The sequence below is a fragment of the Erythrobacter sp. K21-9 genome (assembly GCF_055808355.1).
On sequence record NZ_CM147866.1, the window covers coordinates 2,892,486 to 2,904,620 of the forward strand.

At 60.2% G+C, this 12,135-nt stretch carries 12 protein-coding genes and 1 pseudogene; 6 read left to right on the top strand and 7 right to left on the bottom strand.

What is annotated here, in order from left to right:
* Positions 1 to 3: 3 nt before the first annotated feature.
* Genes AC0L39_RS14880 through AC0L39_RS14890 form a run of 3 tightly spaced genes read right to left on the bottom strand, consistent with a single transcriptional unit; the run spans position 4 to position 1,691 of the window.
* Positions 4 to 435, bottom strand: a complete 432-nt coding sequence (locus AC0L39_RS14880) for a cytidine deaminase (protein ID WP_473259038.1) — start codon at positions 433 to 435, stop codon at positions 4 to 6.
* Positions 432 to 1,163: a glycoside hydrolase family 25 protein gene (locus AC0L39_RS14885; RefSeq protein ID WP_473259039.1), complete on the bottom strand. Its 732-nt coding sequence runs from the start codon at positions 1,161 to 1,163 to the stop codon at positions 432 to 434. Before AC0L39_RS14885 ends, AC0L39_RS14880 begins: the two co-directional genes overlap by 4 nt.
* Before the next feature lie 9 nt (positions 1,164 to 1,172).
* Positions 1,173 to 1,691 (bottom strand): UPF0262 family protein, encoded by a 519-nt coding sequence (locus AC0L39_RS14890; RefSeq protein WP_473262413.1) that lies wholly within the window; start codon positions 1,689 to 1,691, stop codon positions 1,173 to 1,175.
* Between the two features lie 147 nt (positions 1,692 to 1,838).
* On the opposite strand from AC0L39_RS14890, the gene AC0L39_RS14895 reads away from it, so the two are divergent.
* On the top strand, positions 1,839 to 3,347 hold the full coding sequence (locus AC0L39_RS14895; RefSeq protein WP_473259040.1) for a replicative DNA helicase: 1,509 nt from the start codon (positions 1,839 to 1,841) through the stop codon (positions 3,345 to 3,347).
* Positions 3,348 to 3,398: 51 nt separating this feature from the next.
* On the opposite strand, the gene AC0L39_RS14900 is transcribed toward AC0L39_RS14895, so the two are convergent.
* Positions 3,399 to 4,583, bottom strand: a complete 1,185-nt coding sequence (locus tag AC0L39_RS14900; RefSeq protein ID WP_473259041.1) for a phospholipase D-like domain-containing protein — start codon at positions 4,581 to 4,583, stop codon at positions 3,399 to 3,401.
* 108 nt (positions 4,584 to 4,691) lie between these two features.
* Between AC0L39_RS14900 and rpoZ the strand changes: the two genes are divergently transcribed.
* From rpoZ to AC0L39_RS14915, 3 genes are all read left to right on the top strand, one after another.
* A complete protein-coding gene (gene rpoZ / locus AC0L39_RS14905) occupies positions 4,692 to 5,036 on the top strand; it encodes a DNA-directed RNA polymerase subunit omega (protein ID WP_473259042.1) in 345 nt (114 codons plus the stop codon).
* A 216-nt stretch (positions 5,037 to 5,252) separates the two neighbouring features.
* Complete coding sequence (locus AC0L39_RS14910) at positions 5,253 to 5,984, top strand: ParA family protein (protein WP_473259043.1); 732 nt, start codon at positions 5,253 to 5,255, stop codon at positions 5,982 to 5,984.
* A gap of 82 nt (positions 5,985 to 6,066) precedes the next feature.
* Positions 6,067 to 7,326, top strand: coding sequence for a DUF3667 domain-containing protein (locus AC0L39_RS14915; protein ID WP_473259044.1), 1,260 nt, complete (start codon positions 6,067 to 6,069; stop codon positions 7,324 to 7,326).
* 75 nt (positions 7,327 to 7,401) lie between these two features.
* On the opposite strand, the gene ftsH is transcribed toward AC0L39_RS14915, so the two are convergent.
* The 3 genes and pseudogenes from ftsH to AC0L39_RS14930 form a co-directional block, all read right to left on the bottom strand.
* The gene (ftsH, locus tag AC0L39_RS14920) at positions 7,402 to 9,375 is read right to left on the bottom strand and encodes an ATP-dependent zinc metalloprotease FtsH (RefSeq protein ID WP_473259045.1); all 1,974 of its coding nucleotides are present in this window, start codon (positions 9,373 to 9,375) and stop codon (positions 7,402 to 7,404) included.
* A 139-nt stretch (positions 9,376 to 9,514) separates the two neighbouring features.
* Positions 9,515 to 9,919: a TetR/AcrR family transcriptional regulator C-terminal domain-containing protein gene (locus AC0L39_RS14925; RefSeq protein ID WP_473259046.1), complete on the bottom strand. Its 405-nt coding sequence runs from the start codon at positions 9,917 to 9,919 to the stop codon at positions 9,515 to 9,517.
* 84 nt (positions 9,920 to 10,003) lie between these two features.
* Positions 10,004 to 10,099, bottom strand: a pseudogene (locus AC0L39_RS14930) (TetR/AcrR family transcriptional regulator); the annotation flags it as partial.
* 138 nt (positions 10,100 to 10,237) lie between these two features.
* Between AC0L39_RS14930 and AC0L39_RS14935 the strand changes: the two are divergent.
* Together AC0L39_RS14935 and AC0L39_RS14940 are read left to right on the top strand one after the other, a co-directional pair.
* A complete protein-coding gene (locus tag AC0L39_RS14935; protein ID WP_473259047.1) occupies positions 10,238 to 11,374 on the top strand; it encodes an ABC transporter permease in 1,137 nt (378 codons plus the stop codon).
* Between the two features lie 23 nt (positions 11,375 to 11,397).
* Positions 11,398 to 12,129 (top strand): ABC transporter ATP-binding protein, encoded by a 732-nt coding sequence (locus AC0L39_RS14940; protein ID WP_473259048.1) that lies wholly within the window; start codon positions 11,398 to 11,400, stop codon positions 12,127 to 12,129.
* Positions 12,130 to 12,135 lie beyond the last annotated feature (6 nt).

Here is a 12,135-nt window from a genome sequence, read left to right on the forward strand (position 1 = left end):
GCCTCAATCGAGGTGGGCAGGACCGAAAGCGCGCGGGAGCAGCGCCGATAAAGCTGTCTTGCGCAATTCGTTCGTGCCGACGCACAGGATCACGGGATCGGTGCCGCCAAGCTGTGCGATCTCGTTCAGCACCTGACGGCAACGTCCGCACGGCGTGATTGGAGCTCCGTCACCTTTGTCCTCGGGACCAATAACGGCCACGGCGGTTAATCCGCCGCGCCGCCCTTCGCCGAGCGCGCGCGCAACCGCGACTGTTTCTGCGCAGAGAGCGAGACCGTAGCTGGCGTTCTCGACATTGCTCCCGGTGATGATCGCGCCGTCTTCGAACAAGAGCGCTGCGCCGACCTGGTAATCGGAATAGGGTGCGTAGGCATGGGCAGCCGCATCACGCGCCGCTGCAATCAGCTCGGCCTGAGTCTCGTCGTTCACGTTCATCGTTGCACTACCGTCCACTCTATCGGATCGGGTGAGGCTGCGCTCACCAATTGACTGTTCGCGCTCCATAGCAGCCAAGGCCGCCCCGCGTAATCAGGCCGGGCCCGGTCTCGCATCAGCCACAGATCGCGCGACAGGCTGCGCGCTGTGCCGTGCCGGGATTGGAAGTCTTTGCCCAGCTTGAGGATGGCGGGCTTGCCCGAATGCATCTCGATCTGGTTGACGAGCGTGAGCAATTCGCTTTCGACCGCGGCATCGCTGACCGCCGGATCGCAGCCATCTGCCAGGCGAGAGAGCGCGACCGCTGGCGGGAGCAAATCGGCGCTGCGCGGCACCATGCGGGTGAAGCGCGCGCTTTGCGGATCGGCGCGCAGGCATGGGTCGAACGGGTAGATGACGCCGACCTTCAGGCCCGATTCCCGTGCCGATTTCAGCCTTGTTGCAAATCCCGGATCGGGCGCGCCGCCGACAGGGGCAAGCTTGAGGTAGACGAACTCCCCGCCAAGCGCCTTTACCGTCTCAAACTTCGTGCCCGATGCACCGCTGGCGATAACCGCGCCCTGCTCAGGATACATAGCCTCATCGGGCCGCCACTCGCGCATGTCCCACCAGAACCAAACCGCGAAAGCGATCGCCGTCAGCGCCGCAAGCGCAATCAGGCGGAACAGCCAGCGACCCTTGCCTGCTTTCTTGCGCCGCGACGACTGCGCGCTCTTGGCCCGTGCCATAATTGCCGCTCAACCCTTGATATGAAGCACGCAAATCAGCGTGAAAAGTCGCCGAGCGGTCGCAAAATCGGTTTCGATCTTGCCATCGAGCCGTTCCAGCAGCAGCTCGGCGGCGTTATTGTGTATGCCGCGCCTCGCCATGTCGATGGTCTCTATCTCGGCCGGAGTAGCCTTGCGGATCGCCTGGTAATAGCTGTCGCAAATAGCGAAGTATTCGCGGATAGGGCGGCGAAAGCGGGCAAGCCCGATCAACAATGTCTCAAGCTCGCGCTCTTCCTCGTCGCTGATCTGCATCGCCAGCCGCCCGTCGCGAACGCCGAGTTGCAGCCGGTATGGCCCCTTCGCGCCGCGCTCGGCGCTGCGCACCGGCTTGAATGTGTTTTCCTCGATCAGGTCGTAGATCGCCACCCGGCGTTCCTGTTCGACATCGGCATTGCGCCACAGGATCGTCTCCTCATCGAGAGCGATGTGGGCGATGCGGTGCGAGTCGCTGCGCGCGCTCGCGGAATCAGGAGGCGTATCTGCCATGACGAAGCGCCTTCGCAGATAGTCGGGCCACACTTCAAGCACTTCGATTGGCAATCCCCGCTATCCACAACGCAAGCTACCTCTTCGAAAATATATTCAGGCGCTTTGGCCTTGCAAAAATGCATCGAAAAATCGCATCAGGGTTGCATGGCCGAACCAGAAAAACTGCAGATCGTCTCCGGCGATGACGCGACCGCGCGCAAGCTTCCCTCGAACCTTGAGGCGGAGGCCGCGTTTCTGGGTGCGGTGCTGATCGACAACCGAGTGATCGAGGAATTGCAGACTCCGATCCGGCCCGATCATTTCTTCGAGCCGCTGCATGAGCGGATTTACGAGCGAATCAAGACGCTGATCGATCGCAATGCGACCGCCTCGCCGGTGACCCTGCGCCCCTATTTCGAAGCGGACGAGGCGCTGAAGGAGCTCGGCGGTCCGAAATATCTTGCACAGCTCACGGCAAACGGGGCGGGCCTGCTCGCTCCGCGCGAATTGGCCCAGCAGATTTACGACCTTGCCCTGCTGCGCGAATTGGTGAGCGTCGGGCGCGGCCTTGTCGAAGGTGCTCTCGATACTTCGGAGGAAACCGATCCGATGGACCGGATCAGCCAGGCAGAAGCGGACCTGTTCAAGGTTGCCGAGGGTGCCGCGACCGGCAGTGAGGCGGCAAGCTTCCGCGATGCCGCGCTCACCGCGATCAAGATGGCGGAGGCCGCGATGAATTCGGGCGGCGGGCTGTCCGGGAAGACAACGGGTCTCGCCACGATCGACCAGAAGACCGCCGGCCTGCACGACTCCGATCTCATCATCCTCGCCGGACGCCCGGGCATGGGCAAGACCGCGCTCGCCACCAACATCGCATTCAATTGCGCCGAGGCGCATCTCGACTGGCAGCGCGATGGCGGCGAGTTCAATTACGGCGCGCCCGCGGCGTTCTTCAGCCTCGAAATGAGCGCCGACCAGCTCGCGACCCGTATCCTCGCCGAACAGGCCGAAATCAGTTCCGAAGCGCTGCGCAGTGGTAAACTGAGCCGTGACGATTTCCAGAAGCTGAGCTTTGCCAGCCAGCGCCTCGCCGAACTGCCGCTATATATCGACGATACGCCGGCGCTGACGATTGGCGGACTACGCACCCGTGCCCGGCGGCTGAAGCGGCGCCACGATATCGGGCTGATCGTGGTCGACTACCTGCAATTGCTGCAAGGCTCGGGCCGCGCCAACGACAACCGTGTCAATGAAATTTCCGAGATCAGCCGAGGCCTAAAAACGCTCGCGAAAGAGCTCAGCGTTCCGGTGATTGCACTCTCGCAGCTCAGCCGTGCGGTCGAACAGCGCGAGGACAAGCGACCGATGCTTTCCGATCTCAGGGAATCGGGCTCGATCGAGCAGGACGCCGACATGGTGTGGTTCGTATACCGCGACGATTATTATCTCGAATCCAGCCGCCCGGACGTACCCGATGGCTCAAGCACACCCGAGGCGGTCGAGAAATACCGCATGTGGGAAGAGCAATACGAGCAGATCAAAAACAAGGCAGCAATCAACGTCGCCAAGCAGCGCCACGGGTCGACCGGCAACGTCCCGCTTCTGTTCCATAGCGAGTATACGAGATTCTCATCCCCGAATAAGAAAGACTATTCGGAATGGGGCTACGAATAATTGCCCGCTAGATGGGGCGAAGGGTGCGGTCATTCGCAGCCGGATCTCGCGTCAGCCCGATAGCCCTCTGGCGACACTGTAATCGGCAAGGCTGATGTAATAGAAGAAGCGCCTGCGCAGCCGGTCGAAAAACTTGTTGTGCTGTTCGTACCACTTCTGGTCGACCACCATCGAGGCTTCTTCCAGGTGATCGATGAATTCGCGCAGACGCTCGGCAAGAGCCTCGTCTTCCACTCGGACCATCAGCTCGATATTGACGCGGACCGATCGCCGATCGAGATTTGCGCTCCCGAAGTAACTCGCATTGTCGACGACCAGCAGCTTCATATGGAGCTTGCAGGGCTGGAACTCGGCGATCTTGGCGCCCGCTTTCATCAGGCGTTTGTAGAACAGTCGAGCTACAGCAATGGTCGCCTGGATGTCGGATTTGCCTGCCGTAATAAGCCGCGCCTTGCCTCGCCGCGCGACCTTGCCGATCAGTCTCCGGAAACTAAGCGGCGGTCCGAAATAGGCGGTGACGAGATCCAGCCGCTTTGCGCGCACGAGGTCCTTCTTGAACCTGTAGGACCAGTTGCTGCGCCGTGTCAGCGGACCGCCCATCAAAAGCTGGACCGGCCCATCGCCGGGGTCCCAACCCTTGACCATACTGCGGACCTCGCGCAGCTGGGAGCCGTCGGAATTGGTCCAGTCATGAAGCAATTCGAACCATTCGCTGAAGCGTTCGGCAACGTCGCCTTCGATCGCAACACCAAGGTCGCACCATCCATTGTTTTCGGGTGGATCGAAGTAGTGGTCCGACACGTTGGAGCCGCCGGTCATCACACGTGCATTGTCGGCAATCGCGAATTTCTGGTGGTTGCGGATGAGATATTTGACATTCCAGTTGGCCGAGAAGATCGAAAAGTCGCCGCCCGCCTCGGTCAATGGCTCGAAAAAATCAGGAGGGGCGTCGGTGCCGAAATCATCAATGATCAGCGACACCGCGACTCCGCGCTTTGCCGCCTCGACCAGCGCACCGAGCACTTTCTCGCCCGCGCTGTCGTCTTGAAACATGTAATAGAACACGTCGAGAGTGCGTTCGGCCTTGTCGATGTGGTCTATCAAGGCTTCCAGCCGGTCCGAACCGGCGGGATAGAACGTGAAGACGTGCCCTTTGGCCTCCATCTGGAAGCTGTCCTTGTCGCTGTAATCGCTGGTCGGAGACCGCGCTGGATCGGGAGCTTGTTCTTCAGTCACGCAGGCCTAACGCATAGCGGCGCATTCGGTTGCCAATTCCTTGACTCAGCGCCCCTTCGTCCTTAGATGCAGCTCTCCTTCAGACAACTCGATTGAAAAGGCCCGCAGATGGCACGCGTTACCGTTGAAGATTGCGTCGACAAGGTCCCAAACCGCTTCGACCTCGTATTGCTCGCTGCGCAGCGTGCGCGCGAGATTTCCGGTGGCAGCGAACTCACGCTTGACCGCGACCGCGACAAGAACCCGGTCGTGGCGCTGCGCGAAATTGCAGAGCAGACGGTCAAGCCGAAGGAACTGCGCGAATCCCTGGTCACCGGTCTGCAGAAGATCCTTCCTGACGATGAAGACGATGCCGATGAAATCGGTTCGCTGAGCCAGTCGGCAGAGGCGCTCCGGATCACGGCAAGCGCGCCGACACGCTCGACGTCGATCGGTGCCGATTACGACGGCTGATCGCCGTGGAGACATTGCCGGGATACTGTCCCGGTTTGGAAAGGGCCGCCAATTTGGCGGCCTTTTTCGTTTCCAGTGTGCTTACTCATCGGCAAGACGACCAAAGCGCCGCTGCCACATTCTTGCCTTCGCTATAGCCGCATGTAACAATGTCTCGTGCGCGCCTCGCAATAAATATCACTGTTTCTCGTTTTCACAAGGAAATTTAGACCCGCCATGGCATCGATCGCAGTCTACAGTGTGAAAGGCGGGGTCGGCAAAACTACGTTTGCGGTCAACCTCGCATGGTGCGCAGCTGCAATTTCGCGCAGGCAGACGCTTCTCTGGGACCTTGACCCTGCCAATGGCTCGGGATTCATGCTGGGGATCGACCCGAAGAAGAAGCGCGCCGCGGAATCGGTGTTTTCTACCGATCGTGACCCGCGTAAATTGATCCGCAAGACACAGCACGACAATCTTCACCTGCTTCCTGCGGATGAAAGCATCCGGCACCTCGATCGGCAGTTCAGCCAGATCGGCAAGAAAAAGCGTCTCGCCAAACTCACCTCCGCGCTTGCGAAGGATTATGACCGTATCGTGTTCGATTGTCCGCCTGTGCTGAACGAAGTCAGCACGCAGGTCATGCGCGCGGCCGACCTGGTGATCGTGCCGCTGCCGCCATCACCGCTTTCGAGCCGCGCTTTAGAAACCGTGGTGGAGGAAGTACGCGGCAGCGGGAAAGGTCATCCTCCTATCCTGCCGGTGCTGTCGATGCTCGACATGCGGCGCAAGCTTCACAAGGAGGCGCGTGAGGCGAACCCGAATTGGCCCGCGATCCCCGCAGCCAGCGCGATCGAACAATGCGCGGTCGAGCGGCAACCGGTGGGTGCGTTTGCACCGCGATCACCGGGAGCGCGAGCCTTTGCGCAATTATGGACCGCGATCGAGCGCAAGCTCGCAAAACTCTAGGACCGAAGGCGAGGGGGCACACTGGCCCTTCCCACCCGCCGCCGCGATTGTCTATATGGATGCGCAGGTCTTGGGGGATCGGATGAACGACATTACCGAAGGTATTGGCGCCGCAATCGAAGGCGGACTTACCGGGCGAGCAGTCGAGCCGTCACACGGTGAGGCAAGGACTGCCGGTTCCGGCGACGGAGAATGTCTCAATTGCGGCGAGCGCCCGCTTGGGGGCTATTGCCAGAATTGCGGCCAGAAACAGCACGTGCACCGCACTTTGTCGGCTATCGTCCATGATCTGATCCACGGCGTCCTGCATCTCGACGGAAAGTTCTGGCGCACCCTGCCTTTGCTGCTTTTCAAACCGGGCGCGTTGACGCGCCGGTATATCGAGGGTGAGCGGGCAAAATTCGTAAGCCCGATGGCGATGTTCCTGTTCAGCGTATTTGCGATGTTTGCGGTGTTTCAGATGGTGGGCATCACCGCTCCGACCGATCTGGCCAGCAGCGCGCGCTCCGAAGTCGAAAAACTGGTCGCCGCTGAGACAGAGGAAGTGACAGCGCAGCTTTCCGAAATCCGTGCGCGCCTCGACGACCCGGATCTTCCTGAAGCTGAGCGAACCTCGCTCGACCAGCAACGCGTCTCACTCGAAGAGGCTCAGGCGTTGCTGGAAAGCCGCGGCGAAGGAGTGACCGCCTTGCTGACGAGCAACCTTGAGAGACGCGGCGAGGCCAACATCGCAGATGCGAAGCGGCGGCTCGAAACCCTGCCGAAGGGCTCGGAGGAACGCGCGGACCTCGAAGCCGAAATCGAGACTGCCGAAGCCGGCCTGGAAGAGCTTCAGAGGTACAAGGATGGGGTCATCGCGATCGTCCCACTCGATGAGGAAGGAAGTGCCCGGATGACGATCGAGAAATCCGGAATACCTGTGATCGACGACACGCTTGCCAAGTGGCGGCAGAATCCGAGCCTGATGATCTACAAGATGCAGGCAAACGGATACAAGTTCAGCTGGCTGCTGATCCCGCTTTCCGTTCCCTTCGTCTGGCTAATGTTCGCATGGAAACGCCGGTTCAAAGCCTACGATCACGCGATCTTCATCACCTATTCGCTCAGCTTCATGTCGCTCCTGTTCATCGCGTTGTCGCTGCTGGGCGCAATCCAGATGCCGGGGACGCTGATATTCGTATTGCTCGTTACGATTGCACCGCTGCATCTCTACAAGCATTTGCGGCACACTTATGCCCTATCTCGCCTCTCGGCGGTTTGGCGGTTTTTCGCGATGTTCGCGTTCATAGTCGTGGTGCTGGTGCTGTTCTTGCAGTCGCTCTTGCTGCTCGGCGCCTTCTGAGCCCGCACCGGGCAGGCACGAAAAAGGCCGCCCGAATCGCTCCGGGCGGCCTTTTCATTCAAATCAGAGGCGGGATCAGGCGCCTTGCGGGGCTTCGTCTCCCGAGCCTGAATCCTTCTGACCGAAGCGCTTGCCAGCCTTGGGGATCGCCGATCCGTGGGAGGGCTTGACCGCAGTCGGCCCCTTGGGCTCGTCCGGCCGGTCGATCTTCCCGTCTTCCAGAAGCTGGTTGATCTCGTCGCCGGTCAGGGTCTCGTATTCGAGCATTGCCTGCGCCAGCAAGTGGAGCTTGTCCTCCTGCTCGGTAAGGATGTCGGTCGCGCGCTTCAATCCGCCTTCGACCAGGTCCTTGATTTCGGCATCGATCAGCTTGTTCGTTTCAGCGCCAGCCATCGTGCGCGCAGTCTGACCCATGCCGAGATAGCCTTCCTGGCTTTCCTCGTACTGGAGCGGGCCAAGCTTGTCGCTCATCCCCCACTTGGTGACCATGTTGCGCGCAAGATCGGTCGCATACTGGATGTCGCCCGATGCACCGGACGAGACCTTGTCGTGTCCGAAGATGATTTCCTCGGCCACGCGCCCACCCATCGCCACAGCGAGGTTCGCGTGCATCTTGTCGCGATGATAGGAGTAATTGTCACGCTCGGGCAGACGCATGACCATGCCCAGCGCGCGGCCGCGCGGGATGATCGTCGCCTTGTGGATCGGATCGGATGCAGGCTCATTGATGCTGACAAGCGCGTGACCGGCTTCGTGATAGGCGGTCATCTTCTTCTCATCATCGGTCATGACCATGGAGCGGCGTTCCGCACCCATCATGACCTTGTCCTTCGCGTCTTCGAATTCCTGCATCGCGACGAGGCGCTTGTTTCGGCGCGCAGCCAGCAAAGCAGCTTCGTTGACGAGGTTTGCAAGGTCCGCGCCCGAGAAGCCCGGAGTGCCGCGCGCAATTGTACGCGGGTTCACGTCGGGTGCGAGCGGCACCTTTTTCATATGGACGCCGAGAATTTTCTCGCGGCCATCGATATCGGGGATCGGCACGACGACCTGACGGTCGAACCGGCCCGGACGCAGCAGCGCCGGGTCGAGCACGTCGGGACGGTTGGTCGCCGCGACGATGATAATGCCTTCATTGGCTTCGAAGCCGTCCATTTCAACCAGCAGCTGGTTCAGCGTCTGCTCGCGCTCATCATTGGAATTGCCGAGCCCGTGGCCGCGCGAACGACCGACCGCGTCAATTTCGTCGATGAAGACGATGCACGGCGCGTTCTTTTTCGCCTGCTCGAACATGTCGCGGACACGGCTTGCACCGACACCGACGAACATTTCGACAAAATCGGACCCGGAAATGGTGAAGAACGGAACGCCTGCTTCGCCAGCGATCGCGCGGGCGAGCAACGTCTTACCGGTACCCGGCGAACCAACCAGCAGCGCGCCTTTCGGGATCTGACCGCCCAGCTTGGAGAAACGCTGCGGGTCCTTGAGGAACTCAACAACTTCCTCGAGCTCTTCGCGCGCTTCGTCGATCCCGGCGACATCCTCGAATGTCACGCGGCCCGATCGTTCGGTGAGCATCTTGGCCTTGGACTTGCCAAATCCCATCGCGCCGCCTCCGCCGCCCTTCTGGACCTGGCGCAGCGCGAAGAACGCGATGCCGAGGATCAGGATGAACGGTAGCGATTGGATCAGAATGTAAAGCAGCAGATTGGGCTCCTCACGCGGCTTGCCCGAGAACCGCACGTCGTTCTCCTGCAGCAATTGCGTGATGCCGGTGTCTGCCGGGACGGGGATGGTCGAGAATGTCTGCCCGTTCTTGAGCGCGCCTGTGATGAGGTCTTCGCCCAGCGCCACTTCCTGCACGTCGCCATTGGCGACCTGCGCGCGGAATTCCGAATACTGGATTTGAGTACCGGGATTCTGGCCTGCATTGTTGAACAGCGAAACGACCAAAAGCAGGGCAAGGAAAATGCCGCCCCAGATCATCAATTGCTTGATCCACGGGTTCTGGCCCTCGGGGGGCTGTTGCTGCGGATCTTGGGGGTCACTCATCAGGGGGATTCCTTTCTCGCCTGATTATGTAGGATCGGACGTGTGAATGGCAAGATAATGCGCACCTCGGCTCGTCGTGCTAATTTTCGAACACTGCCATGCGAAAAATCGATTTCACCGCTTCGCTGAGCGCGCTCGTCTAGTCTGCGCCGTAAGCTGCGAGGAAAACATCGACTGCACCGGCGATGCGGCGGTCGCTGTCTTCGGCGGAAACTTCGGCTCCGAAACGGCGCTCAAGATCGCCCATCCCCTTGCACATCGACACGAATTGCTCTGCGGCAAGCTCGGCATTGTCGACATGCAGCTCGCCGCTGGCCGATGCATGGGCAAGAAACGCGCTGAACGCCTGCTTCATGCGCCACGGGCCGGCCTCCAGGAATGCAAGACCGATCGCCGGTTCGAATTCGGTTTCGGCAGCAATACGGCGTTCGAACTGGATCATTTCTGGCCGGGAAAGAAATGCGAACATGGCCTTGCCGATGACCGTCAACCGGTCCCGGATCGACCCGCGCGCCATGTCTTCGATGCTGAAATGGCCGCGCATCTTTTCGCATTCGAGCTCGACCGCTGCACCGAACAGGGAGCGTTTGTCGCCAAAATTGTTGTAGATCGTGACTTTGGAAACGCCAGCATCGACGGCGATCTGCTCGATCGAGCTGGCCGCGAAACCGGCATCGAAAAAGCTCCGCGCAGCCGCTTCGATAATCGCGTTACGCTTTGCGATATCGGACTAGCCGCCCCTGGCGTTTTCGAATGGCAGTTGACAAAATGAACGACTCCGTTCAGTTAAACGCGACCGTTCAATATGTAGCTGAGCCTCCACTCAACACAACCCCTCCTGCTTGCAAAGGTTCCTCCGCCCGTGCTCTGGATCGCCATTCGAATGCTGACCGGTGATGCACAGAAGTTCTATGGACTGCTGTTCGGCATCGCGTTTTCGACGCTGCTGATCACTCAGCAGCTGACGATCTTCGTCAACCTGATCGAGCGCGGGGCCAGCGGCGTCTACAACGCGCCCGAGGCGGAGGTCTGGGTGATGGACCCGGTCAGCCGCACGACTGACGTAAATTACGCCATGCCATCGACCGCACTGGATGAAGTGCGCTCGGTCCCGGGTGTCGAATGGGCCGTGCCGCATCTGCGCGCAGTCGCATCGGTTCGGACCCGAACGGGCGACCTTGAGGGCGTGGCCATTATCGGCGTCGACGATGCGACGCTGATCGGGATGCCAGAAAACATGCTCGAAGGGTCGAAATCGGTCCTGTCGCGGCCTGATTCGGTCATTATCGACGATGGCGGGGTCTTCAACCTGTTTGCAGATGGCGAAAATCCAATCGGCCAGCGGTTGGAGCTCAACGACCAGCGCGCCGTGATCCGCGGCGTTGCCGATTCCATCCCGAGCTTCACCAGCCAAGTGGTGCTTTATACAAAATACAGCCAGGCGCTGAATTACGTGCCGGGAACGCGGAACCGCCTGACCTTTGTCCTAGCAGGAATCTCCGACGGCCTCACCGCAGATGAGGTCGCTACCCGCATTGAGGAGCAAACCGGACTTAAAGCGGAAACGCGAGAAGAATTCGCCGAGGCGGGCGTCAATTTCATCGTCGAAAACACAGGCATTCCGACCAATTTCGGGATCACTGTCGTCCTTGGCTTCGTCGTGGGAGTTGCCATCGTCGGCCTGACATTCAGCCTGTTCATCCGCGATAACATCAAGCAATTCGGAGCGCTCAAGGCTATCGGCGTAACCAATGCCAAGATCGTGAGCATGGTCGCTGCGCAGGCGGCGCTGGTCGGAACGGTTGGATATGCGCTCGGGGTGATTGGCACGGTCGCCTTCATCTATGCCTTCAGCGGCAATCCGTTCTTCAAGGGGTTCTATATCCCTTGGCAAATCCCGCTCATCAGCCTCGTCGCGGTGATCGTGATCCTCGCCATGACCGGCTTCATCGCGCTCAGAAGCGTTCTGAGCACCGAACCCGCGGCGGTGTTCCGGTGATGGCCCAAAATAGCACCAGGACGATGGACACGAGCGCAATCGGCGGATGCTCGCCCGATGCCGCAATCTGCGCGCGCAAAATCGTGCGGGATTTCGAAAGCGGCCAGACAACCATTCGCGCGCTTTACGGCATCGACGCCGACATCTTGCCGGGCGAGATGACCTATGTTGTGGGAGAGAGCGGCTCGGGGAAGACGACGCTGATCTCGATCATGTGCGGCATCTTGTGGCCGACCGAGGGAGAGGTCAGGGTCTTCGGGACCGACATCTACAGCCTTTCGGACACCGAGCTTGTCAATTTCCGCCTGAACAATATCGGCTTCATTTTCCAGCAGTACAATCTCATCCCGTCGATCGACGCGCTCGCAAACGCTGCGGTCCCCCTGATCGCCAAGGGCATGGGGATCGATGAGGCGCGCGAAAAGGCCAAGGTGCTGCTTGAGAAACTCAATATCGCCGATCAGGCCGACAAGCTTCCGAGCCAGCTTTCAGGCGGCCAGCAGCAGCGCGTCGCCATTGCGCGCGCGCTCGTGCATGAGCCGCGCCTTGTGGTCTGCGACGAACCGACGGCTGCGCTCGACGCGAGCTCAGGTCGCCGAGTGATGGACCTGCTGCGCGAAGTCGCCATCGCGCCCGACCGCGCCTGCATCATCGTGACCCATGACAACCGCATTTTCGACCTCGCCGACCGCATCCTCGTGCTCGAGGACGGCAAAGTTACGCATGACGGCAATGAAATGCCGGACGATCACTAAGCCCCT

What these genes read in the sequence shown, in the direction of transcription:
- AC0L39_RS14895 (WP_473259040.1), top strand. Translation starts at nt 1,839, where the DNA reads ATGGCCGAACCAGAAAAACTGCAGATCGTCTCCGGCGATGACGCGACC.
- AC0L39_RS14925 (WP_473259046.1), bottom strand. Translation starts at nt 9,919, where the DNA reads ATGCGCGGCCATTTCAGCATCGAAGACATGGCGCGCGGGTCGATCCGG.
- AC0L39_RS14880 (WP_473259038.1), bottom strand. Translation starts at nt 435, where the DNA reads ATGAACGTGAACGACGAGACTCAGGCCGAGCTGATTGCAGCGGCGCGT.
- AC0L39_RS14915 (WP_473259044.1), top strand. Translation starts at nt 6,067, where the DNA reads ATGAACGACATTACCGAAGGTATTGGCGCCGCAATCGAAGGCGGACTT.
- ftsH (WP_473259045.1), bottom strand. Translation starts at nt 9,375, where the DNA reads ATGAGTGACCCCCAAGATCCGCAGCAACAGCCCCCCGAGGGCCAGAAC.
- AC0L39_RS14910 (WP_473259043.1), top strand. Translation starts at nt 5,253, where the DNA reads ATGGCATCGATCGCAGTCTACAGTGTGAAAGGCGGGGTCGGCAAAACT.
- rpoZ (WP_473259042.1), top strand. Translation starts at nt 4,692, where the DNA reads ATGGCACGCGTTACCGTTGAAGATTGCGTCGACAAGGTCCCAAACCGC.
- AC0L39_RS14890 (WP_473262413.1), bottom strand. Translation starts at nt 1,691, where the DNA reads ATGGCAGATACGCCTCCTGATTCCGCGAGCGCGCGCAGCGACTCGCAC.
- AC0L39_RS14940 (WP_473259048.1), top strand. Translation starts at nt 11,398, where the DNA reads ATGGACACGAGCGCAATCGGCGGATGCTCGCCCGATGCCGCAATCTGC.
- AC0L39_RS14885 (WP_473259039.1), bottom strand. Translation starts at nt 1,163, where the DNA reads ATGGCACGGGCCAAGAGCGCGCAGTCGTCGCGGCGCAAGAAAGCAGGC.